Genomic DNA, 20,878 nt, shown 5'->3' with positions numbered 1-20,878 from the left:
TGAGGGCCATACAGACATGCACGACATAGTCGAACGCGACCCCCCGGACCAAATGATCATAACCCCACCTATGGGCGGCATCACCGCGCCGGGTGACCCTTGGGACGATGCCGTGCTCGCGCAGCCGGAGCGCTGACACGGGCGTTCATCACGGCGGCTGCACGCGGTGTGCCAGCTTGCGTCCCCATGCCTGGGCCGGTACCTCGATGCAACGGTGGGTCAGCGTGCACAGCGGCAACAGCACCGCGTAGAACGCCACTTCCAGTACGAGATTGTTCTGCCGCCACCGGCCCATCGTGCTGTCGATCACCGCCAGCAGCACCGGATGCACCAGGTAGACCGAGTAGCTGATCGTGCCAAGTCCGGCCAGGAGGCACGGTACGCGTCGGCGGCGCCACGCCAGGCCGGCACCGAACGTGACCACGGCCAGGAGGAATGCCACGAGCCAGCCGCGCCGGGTGAACTGGTCACCGTCGCCGTACCGGTACGCACTGCCCACCGCGCAGGCAACCACGACTACGGCTGTGCAGCCCGCCCGCCACCATGTGACCTGACCGTTCTCGGCCCGGTGGACGGCGGTGCCGAGGAACATCACGGCGAGGATCACCAGGCCCTCCCACAGCGGGACCGTGCCGTTGAACGCGACCAGGACGAGCGCCAGCACCCCGCCCAGCACACCGCCGAACACGCCAAGCGCGCGCGACCCGACGCTCGCACAGCAGATCGCGACCACCAGGGCGCCCGAGGCGAGCCCGATCAGCGAGCCCGTGCCGAGGAGGCCGGACAGAGCGGCATCCGGCAGCGTGATGCCTGCCGCCACGCTCACGGCGGCCAGGGTGACGGCGACTGCCGCCGACCGCTGGTGCAGACGGACCGTGATCCTCGTCGGCAGGGACGATGCCCGCCACCACCAAGCGCGTCATCGCAGTGCGCGAGCCAGGACATCTCGGTGGTCCAGGACCCACTGCCAGGCAGCCCGGACCTCAGTGACTGCGCCGGAGTCTCGAAGACCGATCATGGCTTGGTCTCCCGCCTGCGCAGCAGCCTCGATGCCGCGCCAGCACCTGTCCTGCCACCACAAGATCGCTGAGATGAGGTGGTCCCGATCGGCCAGCTCATAGGTGTCGGCGACCAACCGCAGCCGTCGCGCGCTGTCGGCGATGTCTCTCACGCCTGGCCCGAGACCGATGTACTGCCAGCACACATGGGCGACATCGTGAATACGTGCACCCGGAGCCGCCAAGTCCCAGTCGATGAACGCCACCGGACGCAAGACTCCGCGGACTGACCGGTAGATCGTATTCTTCGGCGAGAGATCGTTGTGACAGACGACCTCCTGTGATCCGGCCAGTTCGGTGCCCGCTGTCAGATCATGGAACTCCCGCACGAGCCGGGTGACCAGCAACAGACTCTCCTCGGAGCGCACGGCCGATGGCTGCTCCCGTTCCCAGGCCACGTGCCCGTCAAGGTAGGTGAGAACCTCACGCCCTTCCTCATCGAGGCCCAGGTACCGAGGTGCACCGGTCCAGCCACGGACCTCAAGGAGCCTCAGCAGTTCGGCGACGAACTCTGCCCTGGTCGACGCCGGGCGCCGCACCGTGGCACCGACCCGCACGACGTGATTGACGAAGCCACCCGGCAATGACGATTCAGACATCCCTCCACTCTGAATCATCCTGGCCTTTCCCACCGCCGACGGGGCAGAGGCCGACCGGGCCGACCGGGGCCGGCAACTCGGTCAGGACGCCGATTCTGGTCGGTTTGGTCGGCGGGGGGGGGCAGTACGCCGCGCTTGGCGGCGGCGTCGATGACGGTGGGAGGCTGCGCTGCCGTATTCGAGCAGGGCTGCCACTTCGGCGGTGGCGAGCAGTTCGTGGGGGAACCTGTCCACCGGTACCTCGGTCTGCGGGCGGCTGGAGCTGGCGGGTTGGCGGTGCGCCGACTCCTGCCGGGAGGGGATGGCTGACTGACCCGAACAGCCCGTTGCTGTCCGCGGGCCGCCGTTCTGGTCGGGGCCGGCCGGATGCCGTTCATGCCGACCGCCCGTGGCTGACACGGGACTTGAGGAGACGCAGAGACAACAACCTGTGCACTCGTTGCGCACGACACCGTATGGGCCCGTTTCTCATACTGGTCAAGATCTTTCCGCAGGCGACGTCTCGAACCCCTGACCCTCCTGACCCTGGAGACAGTCATGACCCTTGTCCTGAAGGCGGCGCGAAGAGCCGGTGCCGTGGCACTTGCGCTCGTTTCCCTCATGTTCCTGTCGCCGTCACCGGCCCAGGCCGCCACGTACGTGGAGTTGCGCAACGACGGGACCTTGAAGTGCCTGGCCATTCCCAGCTCCGACGACAGCAACGGCGTCGCGGCCGTCCAGTGGACGTGCAACGACAACGACGATCAGCGCTGGGAGCTGCGTGACAAGGACCAGGGGGACAATGAGGTCTGGCTCGTCAACAAGGCAACCGGCAAGTGCCTCGGCGCCGGCCACAACGACGGCAACGTGACCTTCCAGTACACCTGCGGTTCCAGCTCCGAATTCCTCTGGATCCACGACAGTATCGGTCGCCTGCGTCACCCGTACGGCGACTGGTGCCTCGCAGTTCCCAACTCCAGCACTGCCAGCGGCGTCCAGCCGATTCTGTGGACCTGCACCCTCAACCAGGACCAGCAGTGGAGCTGATCCGCCCTCAGGCCGGAACCATGGTCGTCGAGGCCGGCCGCAGGTCCATTCGAACGTCCGGGGCGTCCAGGGAGCGGCCCAGGACCCTCGCGGCTCAGCGCATGCGGTAGCGCAGGGTGTGGCGGTGGACGCTGAGGGTCGGCCGCCACCGCTGCCCTGACAGGCCGACGATCAGAGTGGTCACTGATCGGGTGACACTGGCTGTGTGCGCAACACACGAGCCTCCCGTGCTGTTGGGGGAGGTGTTCGAAGTCTCAACCCACAGGCACAGAAGCCGCGTTGGTTTCGTACTCTGCCGCCCTCGATCTGCCCCACGCCCTGGTCGAGTGGGTCACGATGGTCATCGTGACGCGCGAGCGTCACCGCCGCATTTCCACATGGGACACGAATCCCACGCAGCTGATTCCAAGCCCCAACGTCTCCACGCGGACAAGGCCCACGACATCCCTCACCTGAGGCGTTGGCTCTGCGAAGGCCTCGGCCGTCGACGGTGGGTCATCGAACGCACCATGTGCTGGCTGACCGGCTACCGTCGCCTCAGCCATCGGTACGAGCGGGAACCGGGCAACTACCTGACCTTTCTCGGTCCGGCAGCCGCGCTCTGCTGCTACAAACGGCTCCTCAAACTGACCATGTAGGAAACGGTCTAAGAGACACGCCCTAGATCAAAGTCGTACGGATCGAAGCAGACCCTGCGGTGGGGCTCACAAATCTTGGTGTTCTGCGGAATTCTCGAATCTGTGTGGCTATAGGCGAGGAATGTCACGGTCCGGCCCGAGGCGAAGCGCAGCGTGGCCTGGCGCACCGAGCTGGTGCCCTTTGGCCGATCACCGGTAAACGTGAAGGGCCCTTGGGTATTCTCCACAAGACTGACCGACAGCCAGTCCTGCTTCGAGTACGTCGACCCCACGCCGCGCGGCCTGGAGTCTCCCACCTGTACATAGCCACGCGCCGGACGCTTCGGCGCGAGTCCGTGGCACGCATGGCTCTTCAGGCTGGACCGGATCGTCGTCAGACAGTACGTATCGGCATCCGGCATCCATACCAGGTCGCCCGTGCCCGTGGGCTCAAGGCGTTGCAGCACAGCAACTTCCGGGAGTTCGGGCTCGACGCGGGTGTCCAGGTTCGACTCCTCGATGAACTCGGTGAAGGAGTCCACCAGGTTTCCGTCGTGCCTGCCGACCGCTGCCCCACCGAGCGGTTTGGCCGGACCCGGCTCCGCTGCCACGGGAGTCTTCGTTGACGGTGAAGGTGACGACGAGAGAGCCGGGGAAGTCCGGGAAGCCTGCGGTGATCCACTGTCCGTGCACCCGGTGACCAGCACCAGCACAACTCCCATCCCGACCAGCAGCGCACGCTTCAAACCCGCCCCCAATGGATCCCCGCCCCGGAATTGCGGGATCTTACCCTTCATGCGACACCGGAGGGGCTCCGTCGCAGCCCCCTGTGCATCGCGGAACCCGGCTTACCCTGGTCCACGGGGCTCGGACCTGGCCTCTAACAGTTGTCCCGTAATGGCGGGGCGCAGTGAGATGATCTCTTATGCCGTCCGTGTGCTCGGGACCACTGGCGGGTGCCGGTGGTGATGAGATTCCCGGAAGGAAACGGCTGACCCCAGGTGCTCGCCGCAGGTCCGGCTGATGCCGGGGTGGCGAAAAGGTTGGTGTGCGGGGCCTACGGAAGCGGGTAACGTCTTGGGCATGTTCTTCCAGACGCCGATTTACGAGTGAGAGCGTGACGGGCCCCTGCTGACGTCCTTCGACGTCGCCGCCCGTCCCCCACCGATGAATCCGTAGATCACTTCACATCACTACCGGGAGGACCCGTGACCGTGAGCAAGAACATCAACAATCCCGTGGGCATGGGCGGCGGCCAGCGCAAGAAGCTGTCCCGCGCCGAACGGCAGAACAACGGTCCGTACCGCAACCTCGACCGCCAGAGTGCCGCTGACCAGAAGGCGGAGCTGGTGCGCAAGATGCGTGAGAAGGCAGCCGCAGCTGAGGGCGCCGGGCAGGCGGGCGACGACACCGCACAGAGCTGACGCACCGCCGCCGCAGGGGCGGCACCGCACGGGGCAGGGCCCGGACCGCGACGCGCGGTCCGGGCCCTGCCCCGTACCGGGGCCCTGCTGCTGTACCGGGCGCGGCTCGTCCCGCTCAGTTCTCGACCGGCCACCCGCTTCTCAGCTGACCATCCGGGGCAGCCGCAGATTCGGAAGCCCCGTCACCGCGACCACCACGAGCTGCACCAGCAGCTCAGCGCGTTCCCCGTGCCCAGCGCGGGTCCTCTTCCGCGGTCTGGCGTGCGCCGGCGTGGTGCAGCAGCCCGCCCGCGGTCTCGGCGAAGGTCAGGTGCGCCCGCAGCACTCGCAGCGCGGTCCGTCCCCGGTGCCCGCGCCAGGGCGTCGTCGTCGTCTCGATACTGTCCCGCAGCGCAGTGGGCACCTCGTACGCGTCGTGTCGGGAATCCAGCGTCCTGGTGGCGCCCTGGCGCGGGCACCGGGGCGTTCGCCCCCACCCGGCGGATGTAGTCCAGTGCGTGGGACGCGACCGGCGGCGCGACCGACCGGTCACTTCTTCCTGGCGTCCCACGAGCCGGCGCCGAAGGTGCGCAGCAGGACGACCAGGGTGGCCCCAAGCCGCCAGTCCAAGCCCGGCGCGTGCAGATGCAGCTTGCTGCCGCGGGATCTGAACTCCAGCGGGACCTGCCCACCCGCGCGCCACTTGATGCGCCAGGGGCCGCGCGCGACACCACCCTCATTGCCGGGGACACTGTCGAGAACTGTGAACACGAGGATCAGTAGCTGCATGGGCAACGACAGCCACCACATGCACCACCAGAAGATCCGTCCCTTGAAGCCCACTGCCTCTGGGCTGCCCGGCTGAGTCACGGTCCAACGGGTGCGCAGGCCCCTGCCACGGAGCGCCTTCTCGCGTACGAGCGTGCCGATGAGCTCGCCGTGCGCTCCGAGCGCCTGAAACGTCGCGACGCCGCCGGTGGCTGACAGGGTCACCAGCGTGGCCACCCGCTCCCGGCGGTGCTCGTCGGCCCACAGGACGAAGGAGCGAGCGCCGCTGCTGCGGGCCGCGAGGTATGCGGGGATGCCGCCCGGTGGCAGTTCGCGTTCCACGTACGCGACCACGCGGGCCGGTCCTGATCCGTCGGAGAAGTCGACCCAGTCCTTGACCGGCGCCGGAGCTCCGTCGTGAACTCTCTCCCGGGAGGCTCTCATGGTCAGTACATTGCTCACCCGGCATGCTCCTTCGTGCTTGGGCAGGTGTGGCGCCAGCAGCGCCCACCCACCATCTGTCGGACAACCCCGCACCAGCTGACTCCCGGCCAAGCCGAACTGGCCCAGCAGCTGTACGACGCCCACGAGAAGGCCGTCTGGCAGGTCGCCGACATGTTCAACTTTCCCCGCGCTCCACGGTCACCTCGACCGGGAAGAAGAGACCGTGCCTCGCCGGCGAAGAAGACCACCGAGGCGAAGCCCTGCCGCGGCACCACGACCTGGTCCAGGTCGGCCAGCCGCTCCAGCCCCTCCCCGGCATGCCCAACCTGGCCGCCCGGGCCCTGTGTTCACCCGACGCTGTCGTCGACCTTGAAGTTGAAGTTGACCTGTTTGCCGTTGACCGACGTGGCGGTGACGGTGACACCGAGGGTGTCGCTGCCGGCCGTGAGCTCGCAGCGGATCGTGGCGCCGACCCGAGCCGGGAGGTGCTGAGGGCAGGTGACCCTTTCGGGACGCTTGCCGGTGTCCGCGGCGAGCTTGTCGGAGATCGTCTGCGCGACTCGGGCCTTGTGGACGGCCCCGCCCTCGTTGACGCCCGTGTTCTCGGGCTCCGTGGGATCGTCACCGACCGGCTGCTCCTCAGCGGTCGGCTGCTTCTCAGCGGTCGGCTCCTCCTCAGGTGTCGAGTCCTCCTCAGGGGTCGGCTGCTCATCGACGGCGGCTGCGCTCTCGCTGGCCGTCGCCTCACTCTTTTTCTCCGCGTCGCCAATGCTGAAAGAGCATCCAGTGGCGAGAAGCACCGTCAGTGAGCCCAGCGCCGCTGCGGTCGAAATCCTCTTGTTACGCCCCGTGTGCTGCATTCCGTCCCCCGGTTTGTGGTGATGAGAAAAAGATTCAGGACTGCACTGTCGACTGAATCGGTTCTGCGCATAAGTGGTTTGAGTTGGAGATAGAGGTGCGGTCGCCCTTGATGCGACGAACGCACCTCCCGTTACGCCGAAGTTCCCGCGACTTGTCGCCGACATCCCGGCGGTTCGCGCGGGAAAATGGAGATCAGGACGCCATCCCCTGGCCGCCTAGGGACGCGGACCGAACGGTCTCGTCGAGCGTCCATGCCGGGGACCGGGGGATGGATCAACTGTTCGTCAGTTACAGCTGATCCGCGCCCCGGTTTCCACGCTGTATTTCGCCCACACCATCGCATCCCGCGTGTTGGGGCCGTAGTCACCGTCCGCCGCGACACCCACCTTCCTCTGAACGGAGATGAGCGCCGACTCGGTGAGGGCTCCGAAGACCCCATCCGTTTCGAGCTTGTATCCGTAGCAGGAATTGAGGTTCTTCTGCAGGGCGCGGACTGCCGTGTTGCTCATCCCCCGGTCGAGCCAGCAATTGGACCAATCGCCGGTGACGTAGGGGAGGTACTTGTAGGAGGTGGGGTTTGTGACTTTGTTGTACACGTAACCCCCGTAGCTGCAAGGGGAGTCAGCCGCGGCCGCGGTCGCGGACGGCGCGCCGGCGAGAACGCCGCCGATGAGGCCGGCCAGCAGGGCTCCCGTGGCCGTAGCCGACTTGGCGCGCCCGCTTCGGATTCTGATCAATTCTGCTCACCTTCCGATTCACGTATTCGGGCGGATAACCCGAGTTCCTACAGGACGGGACTGCGGTGCGGCTGATGCAGCGTGAAATGATTAGGATCACTGGTCACCTGTGAGGGCAGCGCGCGCGGCAGAATCGCTTGCCTCGGATCTCATCTGGGATGGCCCTGCCCATACCGACTGCCCGGGCGCATGAGCGAGAAAAGCGAAAGTGAGGTCGTGCGCGCCCGCCAAGGTCGGTGTCAGCCCCGTACGAAGAGCACGCTAGCCCGGCCCGGTCGCCGAGTGTGCCGGTCGTTTGCCCCACAAGCCCTTGAGCCGTGGACCGGTTGGATGGCTTGGCTGTAGTCCAGGGCGGTGGGGCCATGCGGGGGAGCGGCGGGCTCGATGGCGGGCGCTGGCGCAGGCGTGGGCCTTGTCGCAGCGTCGGCCGCCGGACCAGTGCAGGCCGTGCCGAATCCGGTCGGGGTGGGTGGCTGGAGCCGGGGCTGCAGGGTGATGACGAGGCGGCAGATCTCGTAAGCGGTGAAAGGCAGGGGCGGGGCGGAGCCGGTGGGGTCGGCCTCGTCCCCCTGCGTGGTCGGCGGGCTGTGGCGCTTCCTGACGCAAGTGCTCCGAGGCCAGGGAGTCCTGCTCGCGCAGGGGCCGCCGCGTTCTGGACGGCAAGGAACGCTGCGGCCGGCGCCGGGGCCCGGGTGATATGCCGACACCAGCCGTGACAGGCGCGCACATCGTAGTTGGCCAGGCGGCAGGCGGCAGGCGGACTTGGCCGGCTTGATCGCTTCCTCGGATCGCTGAACTACAGCCGCCTCCACGGCCCGAGGCGAGGGCAGGGTCGGGCTCGGTCACCGACTTGGCGTCCGAGCCCGACCGCTTGTGACCGACGGATCAAGATCTGCGGCCAACCGATCCACGGTTGAAGGGAACAGGCACCCCAGCGCGATCAGTCGCCGCTGTCGCTGGTGACCTTGACGGCGGCACCGAGTTTCGGCGCCGCCCTCCTGGCGAGTTCGCCGGCATGGTCCCGATCCACGCCCTCCGCCACAACGATGCTTACCGCCGATCCAGACACGGCATCGCGTCGCAGAGTCGCGCTGACGACCGGGTACTGAGCGAGCACGGCCTCGTACGCGGCGATCGCCTCGGCGGGGAAACCGTCGTTGAAGTCGGTCTCCACAAAGAGCCCGCCTTTGACCGTCAGGACAATCACCCCAGAGAGTGGCCGGTGCCGGTCGCCCTTGGCGTACATGTCCTTGAACACCGCCAACGCGCCGGTGGCATCGACGGCGGTGACCTCGATCCGCCAGCGGTCGGTTGCTTCTTTCCAGGGCGCGTCATTGATGTCGGCGTTGGTCACCCGGTCGTCGGCCGTCAGTGACCGCCACAGCGCCAGGACCTCTCCGGTGCGCCCCTCGTCCGCGACAACGGTGAAGGTGATGCCATCCGCCGCGATCCGACCGGTGATCTTGTCGTGACGGGCGACGTACTCCCTCATCTCGCCCACCAGTTCGGTCACGCGGTCGGCCGAAGTGCCGTCCTTGAGGGTCAGCGTGCCGGTCGACGTTCCTTTGAAGGGCAGAGTGTTGTTTTTGGTGGTGCGGATATTCGCCACGTTCGGCGTACCCGCCCAGCTTTCTTCGAAATCCGCGGCGAGTGCCGTGCCCTTGTCGATGGCGCAGCCGGTCAACGAGGGCAGACCCAGCACGAACGCGATGATCAGTGCCGGCCACCGCAGGGCGCTTCTTCTCAGTGTCGTCTCCTTGAAAGCGGCGGTAAATACGCGGCCGCCTCGTCAATTCGCGGCGCCAGCAGGCAGATTGAGGCTCCATCTGCCCCCGCCCGGCGGACAATGGCGCGAGTGGCCCGGAGTACGCCGGTTCGTTCCGCTGTCAGTAAATTGGGCACGGGCAGCCGCCCCTGACCAGGACCGTCCGAGGCCGTCAGTTCCTGAAGTCAGGCCGTGGCCGGCCGTTGTGGCGCAGCCGGAGCCGACGCCGGGGGTGCGAGCGCAGTACCGGATGGAGGTTCCAGCCCCGCTCCGAGGCCACGCGCAGGACGTAACCCGCGCTGGCGCCCCGGAAGTAGTGTGCTCCGAGTTCCAGGTCGCGGTGGTACTCGCGACGGTACTGGGAGGTCTCCACTCGCCGGGTCTGCTTCTCGATGCGCCGCTCCACGCGCGCCTGGTAGTACGCCGTGTCGCCCTCCCGCATCAGCGCCACCGGAGTCACGCACCAGAGCGGGACGAACGGCACCCGGGCCAGAGTGGCGTCCAGCACCCGTATCGCACCGTTTTCGGCGCGCGGCACCATGTGGACGATCATTTCGGCCACCGTCGCCACGCAGTAGAAGCAGACGGCGAGGAAGACCCACACCACCCACCACAGCGGCAGGAACACTAGGGTCAGGGGGAGAAGCACCAGCCAGCGCAGTGCGGCCGGACGGACGGGCAGCGGCCCCCAGGCGGGGTCGTCGTAGTCATGCACGGATGGTGTCTTCCCCTCAGGCTCACCAACGAGCCGGCCCGTCAACGGCGATTCCCTCTTGGCTCTGGGCGTATTTGAGGGTGTCTCGTGTGGCCGGGACGAATGGACATGGTTGTACCTCTCATGAGGGGAGGAAGCGAACTGTCCGTGCGCCAGGCGTGCACTCGCACCCGCCTCGATGCGCGCCGCAAAGGCCGGTGTCAGCCCCGTACGACGGGCACAGTAGCCCGGCCCGATCGCCGACGGTGACGGTCGTTTGCCCCACAAAGAACGGCCGCCGCACACCCCGGAGTACGCGCAAGTCAGCGGGCGAGACCGCTTCGTCGCACCGAGGCCGGAGGCGAAGGGGCGCTCTACCTTGATCGCGGGTCAACTACCCTTGTTTCTATGCGGCATGGGGGACACGAGGGGAACGGGGACAGAGCCGCTGAGCCGATGGACGGTCCCAGGTCCAGTGAGCGCCTGGTGATCCTGGCCCTTGAGCGGTACGGGGTGTGGCTCCGGTCCACTGTGGTCTGTCTGTGCAGTGCGCTGGGCGTCGTCTCGGCGGATGCGGCGGACATTCCGCTGGCGATGTCTTTGCTGGTGCCCGCTCTCCTCGCCTGCGGTGTGCGCCTCTACGCGCTGCGCCGCCCGCTGCCGTTCGCCCTGCTGTGGACGTTGGACGCGGCTGTGGTGGTGCTGACGGGGCTGTCTCAGCCGGTGCTCGGCGGCGAGGGCGCGGATGTGATGGTGGAGGCGATTGTCAGCATCAGCGTCATCACTTTCCAGCACGAGTGGGCGACGCGCCCTCTGCCCGGGGCTGCCCTGGCCGCGCTGGGGGTTGTCGCCTGTGCGCTCGGCGACATCCTCTCCTCGCCAGGGCACGGCCCGGAGTTGATCCCTCTGGTGCGCCTGGTTTTCCTGGCGGGCCTGTCGAGGGCCGCCTACCTCATCGTCCGGGCGCGGGCCAGGGCCGCGGACCGGTCGGCCGCGCTCAGGGCGGCGTCGCGCCGGGAGGCCGATGTCGCCGTCGCACGCAGAGCAGCCGAGCGCGAGTACCTGGCGACCCTGCACGACACGGCGAGCGCGACGCTGCTGATGGTCTCCCAGGGCGACGGGCTGGACTGGTCGTGGCTGCCTCCACGTGCCAGAAAGGATCTGGAGGCACTGTCCGCCGTGCCCGGGTTCGAGACGGGGAGTGTCGATCTTGCGGCACTTCTCGGCTGTGTGCCCGAAGGCGAGGGACAGGCCAGGGTGCGGCTCAAGACGCACATCGACGGCCCGCTCGCGGTCCCGTCGGGCCCTGGGCTTGCGATATTCAACGGGGTCCGGGAGGCCGTCACCAATGTGGCACGCCATGCCGGGGTGAGGGAGGCGGAGCTCAGGGCATGGATGGAGGACGAAGGCGCCGTCGTCGAACTGTCCGACGCGGGACGGGGCTTCGACCCGCAGTCCGTCCCCGCGCGGCGCCGGGGCATCAATGGGTCCATCATCGGCAGGATGCACGCCGTCGGAGGTTCCGCCACGGTCACCTCACATCCGGGCACCGGGACCCGCGTGCAGTGGCGCTGGCACGACCGAGCCCGGCCACTGCAGCCAGCGGACGGAGCGCAGGCGACGGACTTACCGTCCCCGCCCCGCGACCGGGCACACACGGCCGTCGTCCGCCTCATCCGCAGACAGCTGCTGCACGGGGCCCAACTGGCCGCGCTGCTGATCAGCCTGCTGTCGCAGTTCACCCTCTCGCTGCACCTGCTCACGGCCCACCAGGGCGTGTACCGCCCCGCGTGGGCACAGACAGCGGCCTTCGTCTGCCTCGCCGCCGTCGCGGCGACCGGCGCCGCCTTTCTGCTCCGTGGCAGGCAGATCCCGCCGCGGGTGCGCGGGTGGAGCCTGGGCGCGGTGCTGGCCGTTTCGGCGACAGGCGCGTTCACACTCCCGCCGGAGCGGTTGACAGGGGCGGAGGACTGGGCGTTCGGAGTGGTCGGCTGGCATGCGCTGTTTCTGCTGGCAGACCTGCCTGTCAGGGCGTTCGCGGCGTTCCTCGGGGCGCATATCGGGCTCAACGCGACCGCTGTGTTCCTGTCGGGAGTGCCAACCGCCGCGGAGTCGGCCACCATGGGGATCTCCGCGATATCCATCTGCGGCTTCCAGCTCTCCGTCGGTGTCCTACTGACGCACCTGCTCGACGGCACGGCGCCTGCAGCAGGGACCGCGGCCGCACAGGAAGAGGAACTGCGTACCCGGGAACGCATCCACGAAGACATGCAGCGTGACCACAAGGACCGCTACCGCGCCCTGGCGGCCACGACAGTGCCACTGCTCGCGGGCCTTGGCCACGGTGTGCTGAGCCCGTACGACGAGGAGGTCAGGCTGCGGTGCGGCGTGGAAGCCGCCCGTATGCGCCGCCTGTTCGCGGAGAGCGATGCCGTCCTGGACCCGCTGCTGAACGAGTTGCGGGCATGCGTCGAGGTGGCCGAGCGCCAAGGGGTGACGGTGAGCCTGGCAGTAAGGGGCCAGCGGGGGCAGGTGCCTCTGGAGGTACGCAGGAAGCTGATCGACCCGGTGACGGTGATTCTGGGCCATACCCGCTCGACCGCGCGGGTGACCGTCGTATGGACACCCCGCACGGTCCGGGTGAGCGTGGTCGGCGTGGACTGCGCCGACGGCCGCAACACGGGGGAGGCCGCCCCCTCGCATGGCCGTGCCACGGACGCGAAGGTGTCCGTGGCGAGAACCACTCGCGGCGGAAGTGTGTGGGTGGAGGCCAGTTGGAGCAAATCGGCGGCCTCAGAAGTTGAGCTGACATGAGCAACAGCGCACCAGTCAGCGTGGTCGTCGTCGACGATCATCCCGCCATCCTCGCGGGCGTGGAGATGTGGTACGCCGCATCGGCGCGGCCCATCACCGTCGTCGCGGCCGGCGGTTCCGTACGGGAAGCCTGGACCGCGCCGGGCAGCACGGCCGATGTTGTCCTCCTGGATCTGCAACTGGGCGAAGGCGCTCCCGCCCTCAGCAGCCTCCGAAGACTTGTCGATTCCGGGCGGCAGGTGGTCGTCTACTCGATGCGGGACGACGAGAAGACGGCGCTCACCTGCCTGGACTTGGGAGCCGCGACTTTTCTGACCAAGAGTGAGGGCCAGGATCACCTGGTCGAGGCGACGCTGGCAGCAGCGGATGAGCGGCCCTACATGCCGCCCGCGCTGGCCGGCGCGCTGGGAACGAACGCCCGCGCCGACCGACCCCAGCTCTCGGCGGGCGAGGAGAACGCGCTCATCGAGTGGTTCCAGTCGGAGTCGAAGGAGTTGGTCGCGCAGCGCCTCGGAATCTCCGTACGAACGGTCAACTCGTATCTGGACCGGGTGCGCATCAAGTACGCGAACGTCGGCCGACCCGCGCGGACCAAGGCAAGCCTGGTCGCCCGCGCCATCCAGGACGGGCTGGTCGACGTGGACGACCTCTGAGCGGCGGGGGTCGAGTCGTCCACCGCGACGGCCAACCCGACATCGGCGCCTTCGCCCTCAGCTTCACCCTCATCGCCGGATTCTGGCGTGATCACCGCCGCATCCTCACCGCACTGCCCACCGAGACGACCATGGTCACCCGCTTGACCCTCATCGACCTCGGCCTGGTCGCCCTGCTGCCCTTCCCTACGGCGCCCCTGGCCGAGTACGCCTCCCAGCCCGAAACGGTCGCCCTCTGCGCGGGCGCCATGGCCACGATCCACGCGGTCTTCGGCCTCTCCATTCCCCTGGCCTTCGTCAACACGGAAGCAGCCATGTGGTTCCCCGTGTCGTGTCGCTTGGCTGGATCTCCGTCGAGATCCGGCCAAGCGTGCCCTGATTACTCCCTGCCCTTCTACCGCTACGGCCCAAGGCGTGCGCCGTCAGCGTGGAGGCGGCCGACTAGCCGACGACTCGGCCCAGTTCGATCCGGTCGAGGTTGGGAGCCCACGCGGTCGCGTTCCCGAACGTGACCTTGTTGGAGCCCTTCTTCAGGTCGACGGGGACGCCCACCGTCCAGTAGTCGTCCCAGCTCCAGGTGTTCTTGAAGGTGACCTTCTGGGGGGCGGAGGTTCCCACCGTGATGTCCGCCGTACGGGACATGATGTCGGTGTTGTAGGAGTGGCCGTTGTCGCGCCGGTCGTTGTGCGCGTAGTGGACGACCAGCATGTAGCGGCCGGACTTGGCCGCGTCCACCGTGAACTCGGCAGTGCTGGAAGCGCTGTTGCCGAGCCAGCCGATGTAGGAACCGGCCGAGGCGTGGGCGGAGTCGACGAGCTTCGCGCCGCCCGCCAGGGTAGCCGCGGCGCCCTCGTAGGAGAGGGTGCCCGACGTCGAGCCTGCGCCCGAGACGTCGAGGGAGCGGACGGCGGCGGCCTTGGCCGTCATCGCGATGCGGTTGTTGCCCGCCACGAGATACAGCCGCAGGGCCCGGCCGGGTGCAGCCGTCACCTGCTCACCGTGCAGCGACAACTTCACCGCCGCAGAGGCGTGCGACACCACCGTGTAGTAGCCGTCGCGCGGTGCGTAGGCGTCGAAGACCGCCTTGTCACCGGAGCGCAGGACCAGGGAGCCCGTGCCGACCCCGGCCGACGAGGAGTAGTCGTAGGACGGCTTCCCGCTGATGTCCGCCAGCGTGGCCTCGTACGACGCGGAAGGCGCGGCGGTGGTACGGGCGGTCAGGTCGATGCGGTCCAGGGTGACCTCGGCGTCGCCCTTGGCCAGCGTCAGCACATGTTGGCCGGCCGGGAGTTCGACGGTGACGTCCTTTTTGGCGCGGTAGGTCCAGTTCTCGGTCGAGGGATAGGTGACCGTGACCGGGTCCTTGCCGTCGATCGACAGCTTCTGTGTGGCGGGTGCCCCGGACTGGTTGCCGTACAGGATCGCCAGGTCGTATGTGCCGGCCTTGGGTACCGTCACGGTGAAGTCGACCTTGCTGGAAGCGGTGTTGAGCGAGCCGACGTCCTTCGTCCCGGAGGCCGCGTAGCCGTTGGCGTTGCTGACCGTGCCCTGGGTGTAGACCTGGCCTCCGGTGATGGCCGCGTCCTCGGCCTCGTACGAGGCGGCCCACGGGACGGAAGCGGTGGACGGGGTGCCCGAGCCGCCGGGGGTGAGGGCGATCCGGTAGGCGGACATCTTGTGCATGCCGCGCAGCGGGACGGTCACCGAACCGTCGGCCGCGACCTTGACCTTCGTCCGCGTCAGGACACGCGGCGCCGCGTGCTGGCCCTCGTAGCCCGACCAGGCGGACTCGGCGACGGTCGCGGTCACCGTGCGGCCGAAGACGGACCGGGAGACGTTCTGGACGACGACGTCGGAGTCACCGGCCGAGCCGCCGAGCAGGACCTGAGCCTGGCGCCGCTTCTTGTCGTACGAGGCCAGACCCTGAAGGGTGTCGATGGTGTTGGCCTGCGGCGGAGTCACCTTGACGGTGTTGCCGGTCAGCCCGGCGTACCAACGGAAGAACCACCAGCCCCCGTTGGGGATGTTCGAGCGCACCACGTTGCCGTCGAGGTTTCCGGCGGCGTCCCAGTACGCCTGGTTGGCGTACACCTTGTTCCGCTCGAACATCGAGACCCATTGGGCGAGTTGGCCCGGAACGGACAGGTCGCGGCGGTTGGCGTACTCGTCAATGTTGATCTTCAGGGGTGCGATGCCGAGTTCGCGCTCGATCGCGCGGTAACTGTCGTAGTTCCCCTGGAAGTTCTTCAGCGAGCTGGAGTCCAACTCGTGCCAGGTCATGATCTGGGGCAGGACGTTCTCGCGCTTCGCGAAGGTGAGGAAGTCCCTCAACAGGCGTGTGTGATAGCCGGATTCGTTCGGGCCGGCGATCCTGGCGTCGGGGTCGATCGCGCGGATGCGCTCGTACACCGTCTTCCAGTCCTTGAAGAACCGGTCGCGGTTGACCTCGTACTGTGCCTGGTTGGAGGTGCCGAGGTTGTACCAGATCTGGTCGGGCTCGTTGAACGGGATGTAGACGAAGCGGTCGCTGTTCGGGTCGGCCGACACCTCTGTCACGATCTTGTCGACCTTGGGGAGGTAGTCGGCGATGCCGAGGTCCTCGTACGGCCACTTGGAGTAGATGTCCTGCATCATCACCAGGATCTCGCCGCCGCCGTTGCGGAAGAACGACTTGGAGACGGTGAGCGCGTCGCCGTTGGGGTGCTGGGCGCCGCCCTCCGGCTTCTGCGAGACGCTGGTGATCTTCAAGGGTGCCAGCACGGCGTCGCTGGGCACGCCGTCGTCGCTGAGCCCGTACAGAGTGCCGTTGGCGCCGTGCATCACCGGGCCTTCGGACGCGTCGAGGTCGACGGTGACCCGCTGCGGGTCGGCGGCGGCGGTCGCGGTCCCCGCCGCGGGGAGGGTGCCTGCCATGGCGGTGACTCCAAGTACGGCTGTGACAAGGGCGGTTCTGGTACGGGACCTGGTGCGGGATCCCGAACGGTTGGGGGTGCTCACGCTGTTGGACCTCCAGTCATTTGACGGCTCCACTGGTGATTCCGGACACGATCTTTCGCTGGGCCACCAGGAAGATGGCGACCATGGGCAGGCTCATCACCACGACGTACGCGAAGACGAGATGCCAGTTGTTGAGGTAGAGCTGGGCGCTGGCGACCTTGTAGAGGTTGAGCGGCAGGGTCGCCTTGTCTCCGCCGCCGAGGACGAAGAAGGCGTAGAAGATGTCGCTCCAGGCGTAGAGCATCACCATGATCGTCGCGGTGGCGATGACCGGCCTGAGCAGTGGCAGGATGATCTGCCGGAAGACCCGCAGCGGCGTCGCGCCGTCCATCCGCGCGGCCTCCTCCAGCTCCACGGGGATGGCCCGGATGAAGCCGGTCATGAAGAAGATCGAGGTGGAGAGGTACATCCCGGTGTAGACGGCGATCATTCCTGGCCGGGTGCCCGCGAGCCCGAGCTGCCGCAGCTCCATGACGATGGTGATGACGGCGGGCGGCAGCAGCAGTCCGCTGATGCAGAGCGCGTACGCCGCCGAGACCAGCCTCGACTTGCGGCGCGCGAAGACCCAGGCGGCGCCCGCTCCGAGGATCAGTACGAGGGCGACCGAAGGCACCACGACCAGCAGGGAGTTGAAGAAGCCGCGCAGCATCTCGCCCTGGCCGACGGCGTCCTCGTAGTTGCTGGACGGCTGCCACTGCCGAGGCAAGTCCAGGTTGGGTGTGATCGCTTCGGCCTGCGGCTTGGCGGAGGTGACGGCGACCAGCCACAGCGGTACGCCCACGGCGACCCCGGCGATCAGCAGGACGAGCGCCGGACGGCCGTAACGCCAGGCGGGGTGCACGGCGGACGCGCGACGCACAGCGGATGCGGGAAGCGCGGCGGATGCGGTGTTCGCGGTGGTGCTCACAGCAGTTGCTCCCTTCGGCGCAGTCCGATGACGAGGGGGATCGCGACGGCGACCACGACCAGGAAGAGGACGAGGCTCATCGCGGAGGCCTGGGCGTACAGGCCCTGTCCGAAGATGCGGAACATGTAGATGTTGAAGACCTCGGTGGAGGCCGCGGGCCCGCCGCCCGTCGTGGCCTGCACGATGTCGAAGGTGTTCATCGAACCGATCAGCGCCGTGGTGACGTTGAAGGTCAGCGCGGGGGCGAGCATCGGCCAGCGCACCGACCAGAAGGTCCGCCACGGCCCGGCGCCGTCACATTTCGCGGCCTCCAGCATCTCGCCGGGGATGCCCTTGAGGCCGGCCAGATAGATCAGCATGGACAGGCCCATCCACTTCCAGCCGTGGATGACGGTGACCAGGACCAGCGTCCACGTCGTCGAGCCGAGCCAGGGGATGTTGGTGCCGAGGAGACCGTTGACGGCGCCGTCCTGGTTCAGCAGCGCCTGGAAGACGTAGCCGGTGGCGAGCGCCGAGATGAGCACCGGCAGGAAGAAGACGGCACGGAAGAACCGGTTGAACCGGGAGTCCGCCTCCAGCAGCAGCGCCAGCGCCAGCCCGAAGCCGTTCTGGAACACCGCCGCCAGCAGGGCGTACACCAGGGTCGTACGGATCGCCCGCAGCAGTGAGCCGTCGTCGGCGATGGTCTTGAAGTTGTCGAGGCCGGTGAAGGCGATGTCCGCGTGGTACGAGGACCAATTGGTGAACGGGTAATAGAAGTTGAGCAGGTTCGGCACCAGGAAGAAGGCCGCGAAGACGGCGATCGCGGGGAGCGCGAACCACCAGGGGTGATGGACGGCGGCGCGGGGCAGCCGTCCCACCCTTCCTGTCCGGCCCTTGGCGGGCGCCGGTTTCTGCGTACGCGTGCGTATGGCCGAGTCCGCCATCGGAAAATCCCTGCCCGTCGGGTCGGTCGGGTTCGGGTCGGTCGGGCTGTCGGGCTAGAAGCCGGTCGCGCCCTGGGCCTTGGCCACCTGCGCGAACTGGTCCTGGATCGCCTGCGCGACCTGCTGCGGGCTCTTCTTCCCGTAGAGCATGTCGGCGAGATACAGGTGGGTGTCCGGCGCGACGATCGCCTTGGCCTGGAAGACACCGATGGCGGTGGGCAGCGCGGCGACCTGGTCCTTCGACGCCTGGGGAAGGCCGTCGGGGGTCGGCACGGACGGCTGCACGGAGGGGATCTTCATCGCCTTGATGTAGTCGGGGTAGTCCGGCCCGAGCCAGAAGGCCATGAACTGGCGGGCGGCGTTCTGCCGCTTCTCGTCACCGGTCTTGAACGCGACCACGCCGTTGGTCTGGTCGGGGGAGTACATCCCGGTCGCGGAGGAGTTGGCGATCGGGAACCAGCCGATCCTCTTGTCGATCTCGGCCGTGGAGTACTTGGCCTGCAACTGGCTCTGGAAGGAGGTGACGTTGAGGACCATGCCGGACTCACCCTTCCAGAGGGAGTCGGCCTGCCCCGTGAAGGTGCCGGTCTTGTAGTTCTTCTGCGCGAGGCCCGCGTCGAGCAGCTTCTCCTTGTACTTCTTGATGGCGCCGACGACGACCGGGTCGGTCCACTTCTCCTTGTTCTGGTTGAGGTCGGCCCACCACTGCTTGTCGAGGTCGGTGAGCTGGACCTGCGTCTGCCACTGCAGCGGCCACTTGTCGCCGCCTGCCTCGTAGAAGCCCGCCGCGTCGGTCTTGTCCGTGATCGTGCTGCCGAGCGCCAGCAGCTCGTCGTACGACTTCGGGAAGTCCTTCTCGGTGAGCCCGGCCTCCTTGAAGACGTCCTTGTTGTAGTAGACGCCGAGCATGGAGGGGCTGGTGACGATCGCCGCGTACCGCTTGCCGTCGATCAGGCCGAGCGACTTCTCGGTGTCCCCGAGCCTGGACTCCCACTCCTCCCCGTCGAGGCTCAGGAGGTTCTGCTTCGGCTGGATGAAGGGCAGCGTGGAGATGGACGGCTGCCAGAACATCAGGTCCGGCTTGTCGCCGGAGGCGAGCTTGGTCGGCACGTTCTGCTCGTACGGGTCGGGGATGGCCTGGGCATCGACCTCGGCGCCGGTGGCCTTCTCGAAGGCGTCGATGACCTGTTTCGGGGCGTTGATGGTGTTCTGTGCGGTCCACATGGTCAGCTTCACGCCGTCCAGGCGCGCGGTCGGGTCGACCTTCGTCTGCTTGCCGCCCGAGTCGGAGGAGGAACCGGAGTCGCCGGTGGTGGGGTCGCTGCACGCGGTGGCGGACAGAGCGGCTGCGCATATGAACGCCAGCGCGGGCAGGGCTCTTCTCTTCATGGTGTGCCTTTCGCGAACGGGCTCAGGTCGGCGGATCGGAAAGCGGTCCAACTGAGGAGGTGCGAGCGGGCAGTTCGGGTGGAGCGAAACAGAGCGAAAGAAAGGGAGCGGGCACGGGTCACCCGCGTTCGGGCGGCGGCCCCGAGCTCTCCCGCACCACCAGTTCCGGTACGGAGACGGGGTGCGGGGCGATCTGAGCGGACTTCTCCAGCACGCCGTGCAGCAGGGCGAACGCGGACCGCCCGAGCCCGGTGAAGTCCAGTCGTACGGTCGTCAGCGACGGGGTGAGATAGGCGGAGTGCGGGGCGTCGTCGAACCCGGCCACGCTGACGTCGCCGGGGACTGCCCGGCCCGTCTCGTGGAGGGCACGGATGACCCCGAGTGCGAGGTCGTCGTTGCCGCACAGAATCGCGGTGACGTCAGGATTCCCCGCGAGTTTCAGGCCCGCCGCGTGGCCGCCCGCCGGGCCCCAACTGCCCTGCAGCGGGCGGGGCCGCCGCGCTCCGGCCTCCTTGAGCGCCTGCTGCCAGCCGGTGGTACGAGCGCTGGTGCGCCGGGTGCTGGACGGGATGGCGACGTAGTGCACGGTCTCATGGCCGAGGGAGAGCAGATGGCGGGTCGCTTCGTAGGCGGCCTCGCGGTCGTCGGCCCATACCCAGGGCCGGTCGTCGCCCGGCGGGGTCGCGGGGGTCTCCACCACGCCGACGACCGGCAGACCGTCGGGCACCGCACCCAGGGCCCGCACACCGGCCGGATCGTATGCGATCACGATCAGCCCGCCGCCGGCGTCCGCCGACCGCTGCACCTGCGCGGCGACGTCCGCCTCGTCGGCCCCGTCGGCGGATTCGAGAACGCCGATCCCCACCGTGTAGGAGGCCGCTCGCGCGGCCTCCTCGATGCCCTGGAGGACCGAAGCGTAGCCATAGTGCGTGGTGTTGGAGGTGAGCACGGTCACGGCGCGGCTGCGTCCGCTGGCGAGGGCGAGCGCGGTGGAGTTGCGCCTGAACCCCAGTTCGTCGATGGCTGCCAGCACCCGCTCCCGGGTGGACGGCTTGACGCTGGGATGGTCGTTGATCACCCGGGAGACGGTCTGGTACGAGACCCCGGCCGCGGTCGCGACATCCCTGATACTCACCGAGCGCCTTGTGTGACCGGTCACATTCATGCCAGGATTGTGACCGGTCACATGGGGCTCGTCAAGAGACCGTAATCATGAATTC

At 67.8% G+C, this 20,878-nt stretch carries 18 protein-coding genes and 3 pseudogenes; 7 read left to right on the top strand and 14 right to left on the bottom strand.

Annotated elements, in window-relative coordinates; translation table 11 throughout:
- Positions 1-148 precede the first annotated feature (148 nt).
- Positions 149-877: pseudogene (locus ACFWXQ_RS06980) on the bottom strand (acyltransferase family protein); the annotation flags it as partial.
- Positions 878-919: 42 nt separating this feature from the next.
- Positions 920-1,657 carry a phosphotransferase gene (locus ACFWXQ_RS06975; RefSeq protein ID WP_386267709.1) on the bottom strand — a complete coding sequence of 246 codons (738 nt, stop codon included), beginning with the start codon at positions 1,655-1,657 and terminating at the stop codon, positions 920-922.
- Between the two features lie 537 nt (positions 1,658-2,194).
- On the opposite strand from ACFWXQ_RS06975, the gene ACFWXQ_RS06970 reads away from it, so the two are divergent.
- The 3 genes and pseudogenes from ACFWXQ_RS06970 to ACFWXQ_RS06960 all read left to right on the top strand — a co-directional run.
- Positions 2,195-2,683, top strand: a complete 489-nt coding sequence (locus tag ACFWXQ_RS06970; protein WP_383955849.1) for an RICIN domain-containing protein — start codon at positions 2,195-2,197, stop codon at positions 2,681-2,683.
- A 279-nt stretch (positions 2,684-2,962) separates the two neighbouring features.
- Positions 2,963-3,052: pseudogene (locus tag ACFWXQ_RS06965) on the top strand (IS5/IS1182 family transposase); the annotation flags it as partial.
- Positions 3,053-3,090: 38 nt separating this feature from the next.
- A pseudogene (locus ACFWXQ_RS06960) lies at positions 3,091-3,321 on the top strand (transposase); the annotation flags it as partial.
- A gap of 8 nt (positions 3,322-3,329) precedes the next feature.
- Here ACFWXQ_RS06960 and ACFWXQ_RS06955 read toward each other — a convergent pair.
- Positions 3,330-3,842, bottom strand: coding sequence for a hypothetical protein (locus ACFWXQ_RS06955; RefSeq protein WP_383955846.1), 513 nt, complete (start codon positions 3,840-3,842; stop codon positions 3,330-3,332).
- A gap of 666 nt (positions 3,843-4,508) precedes the next feature.
- Between ACFWXQ_RS06955 and ACFWXQ_RS06950 the strand changes: the two genes are divergently transcribed.
- Positions 4,509-4,724, top strand: coding sequence for a DUF6243 family protein (locus tag ACFWXQ_RS06950; RefSeq protein WP_383955843.1), 216 nt, complete (start codon positions 4,509-4,511; stop codon positions 4,722-4,724).
- Between the two features lie 214 nt (positions 4,725-4,938).
- Here the strand turns inward: ACFWXQ_RS06950 and ACFWXQ_RS06945 are convergent, their stop codons facing one another.
- From ACFWXQ_RS06945 to ACFWXQ_RS06920, 6 genes are all read right to left on the bottom strand, one after another.
- Positions 4,939-5,127, bottom strand: coding sequence for a hypothetical protein (locus ACFWXQ_RS06945; protein ID WP_386267706.1), 189 nt, complete (start codon positions 5,125-5,127; stop codon positions 4,939-4,941).
- 125 nt (positions 5,128-5,252) lie between these two features.
- Complete coding sequence (locus tag ACFWXQ_RS06940; RefSeq protein ID WP_383945124.1) at positions 5,253-5,933, bottom strand: hypothetical protein; 681 nt, start codon at positions 5,931-5,933, stop codon at positions 5,253-5,255.
- Between the two features lie 329 nt (positions 5,934-6,262).
- Complete coding sequence (locus tag ACFWXQ_RS06935) at positions 6,263-6,715, bottom strand: DUF4333 domain-containing protein (RefSeq protein WP_383945121.1); 453 nt, start codon at positions 6,713-6,715, stop codon at positions 6,263-6,265.
- Positions 6,716-7,060: 345 nt separating this feature from the next.
- Entirely contained in the window at positions 7,061-7,513 is a 453-nt protein-coding gene (locus ACFWXQ_RS06930) for a peptidoglycan-binding protein (RefSeq protein ID WP_383945118.1), read from the bottom strand.
- Between the two features lie 940 nt (positions 7,514-8,453).
- Positions 8,454-9,215, bottom strand: coding sequence for a hypothetical protein (locus ACFWXQ_RS06925; RefSeq protein ID WP_383945115.1), 762 nt, complete (start codon positions 9,213-9,215; stop codon positions 8,454-8,456).
- A 235-nt stretch (positions 9,216-9,450) separates the two neighbouring features.
- The gene (locus tag ACFWXQ_RS06920; protein WP_383945113.1) at positions 9,451-9,993 is read right to left on the bottom strand and encodes a hypothetical protein; all 543 of its coding nucleotides are present in this window, start codon (positions 9,991-9,993) and stop codon (positions 9,451-9,453) included.
- A gap of 435 nt (positions 9,994-10,428) precedes the next feature.
- Here ACFWXQ_RS06920 and ACFWXQ_RS06915 point away from each other — a divergent pair, with 435 nt between their 5' ends.
- From ACFWXQ_RS06915 to ACFWXQ_RS06905, 3 genes are read left to right on the top strand one after another with little or no spacing between them, the layout of a single operon-like run.
- The gene (locus tag ACFWXQ_RS06915; protein ID WP_383945110.1) at positions 10,429-12,786 is read left to right on the top strand and encodes a sensor histidine kinase; all 2,358 of its coding nucleotides are present in this window, start codon (positions 10,429-10,431) and stop codon (positions 12,784-12,786) included.
- Positions 12,783-13,439 (top strand): response regulator transcription factor, encoded by a 657-nt coding sequence (locus ACFWXQ_RS06910; RefSeq protein ID WP_383945107.1) that lies wholly within the window; start codon positions 12,783-12,785, stop codon positions 13,437-13,439. The genes ACFWXQ_RS06915 and ACFWXQ_RS06910 overlap by 4 nt, the downstream gene beginning before the upstream one ends.
- The gene (locus ACFWXQ_RS06905) at positions 13,436-13,951 is read left to right on the top strand and encodes a TMEM175 family protein (RefSeq protein ID WP_383945138.1); all 516 of its coding nucleotides are present in this window, start codon (positions 13,436-13,438) and stop codon (positions 13,949-13,951) included. Before ACFWXQ_RS06910 ends, ACFWXQ_RS06905 begins: the two co-directional genes overlap by 4 nt.
- Here ACFWXQ_RS06905 and ACFWXQ_RS06900 read toward each other — a convergent pair.
- From ACFWXQ_RS06900 to ACFWXQ_RS06880, 5 genes are all read right to left on the bottom strand, one after another.
- Positions 13,881-16,352, bottom strand: coding sequence for a CBM35 domain-containing protein (locus tag ACFWXQ_RS06900; RefSeq protein WP_383945104.1), 2,472 nt, complete (start codon positions 16,350-16,352; stop codon positions 13,881-13,883). The two genes, ACFWXQ_RS06905 and ACFWXQ_RS06900, sit on opposite strands and share 71 nt — an antisense overlap.
- A 100-nt stretch (positions 16,353-16,452) precedes the next feature.
- Positions 16,453-17,277, bottom strand: a complete 825-nt coding sequence (locus tag ACFWXQ_RS06895) for a carbohydrate ABC transporter permease (protein ID WP_383945135.1) — start codon at positions 17,275-17,277, stop codon at positions 16,453-16,455.
- Positions 17,278-17,339: 62 nt separating this feature from the next.
- On the bottom strand, positions 17,340-18,269 hold the full coding sequence (locus tag ACFWXQ_RS06890; RefSeq protein WP_383945101.1) for a carbohydrate ABC transporter permease: 930 nt from the start codon (positions 18,267-18,269) through the stop codon (positions 17,340-17,342).
- Between the two features lie 54 nt (positions 18,270-18,323).
- A complete protein-coding gene (locus ACFWXQ_RS06885) occupies positions 18,324-19,658 on the bottom strand; it encodes an ABC transporter substrate-binding protein (RefSeq protein WP_383945098.1) in 1,335 nt (444 codons plus the stop codon).
- Between the two features lie 118 nt (positions 19,659-19,776).
- Positions 19,777-20,844 (bottom strand): LacI family DNA-binding transcriptional regulator, encoded by a 1,068-nt coding sequence (locus tag ACFWXQ_RS06880; protein WP_383945096.1) that lies wholly within the window; start codon positions 20,842-20,844, stop codon positions 19,777-19,779.
- Between the last annotated feature and the right edge of the window lie 34 nt (positions 20,845-20,878).

This window comes from Streptomyces sp. NPDC058697, from assembly GCF_042715345.1.
Taxonomy (GTDB): Bacteria; Actinomycetota; Actinomycetes; order Streptomycetales; family Streptomycetaceae; genus Streptomyces; species Streptomyces liliifuscus.
Note: the sequence above shows the minus strand (reverse complement) of the source record. Positions and strands in the feature narration are given on the sequence as shown.

Bases quoted from the DNA above. Each gene is read 5' to 3' on its own strand.
- ACFWXQ_RS06890 (WP_383945101.1), bottom strand. From the start codon at position 18,269: ATGGCGGACTCGGCCATACGCACGCGTACGCAGAAACCGGCGCCCGCC.
- ACFWXQ_RS06910 (WP_383945107.1), top strand. From the start codon at position 12,783: ATGAGCAACAGCGCACCAGTCAGCGTGGTCGTCGTCGACGATCATCCC.
- ACFWXQ_RS06885 (WP_383945098.1), bottom strand. From the start codon at position 19,658: ATGAAGAGAAGAGCCCTGCCCGCGCTGGCGTTCATATGCGCAGCCGCT.
- ACFWXQ_RS06970 (WP_383955849.1), top strand. From the start codon at position 2,195: ATGACCCTTGTCCTGAAGGCGGCGCGAAGAGCCGGTGCCGTGGCACTT.
- ACFWXQ_RS06915 (WP_383945110.1), top strand. From the start codon at position 10,429: ATGGACGGTCCCAGGTCCAGTGAGCGCCTGGTGATCCTGGCCCTTGAG.
- ACFWXQ_RS06900 (WP_383945104.1), bottom strand. From the start codon at position 16,352: ATGGCAGGCACCCTCCCCGCGGCGGGGACCGCGACCGCCGCCGCCGAC.
- ACFWXQ_RS06975 (WP_386267709.1), bottom strand. From the start codon at position 1,657: ATGTCTGAATCGTCATTGCCGGGTGGCTTCGTCAATCACGTCGTGCGG.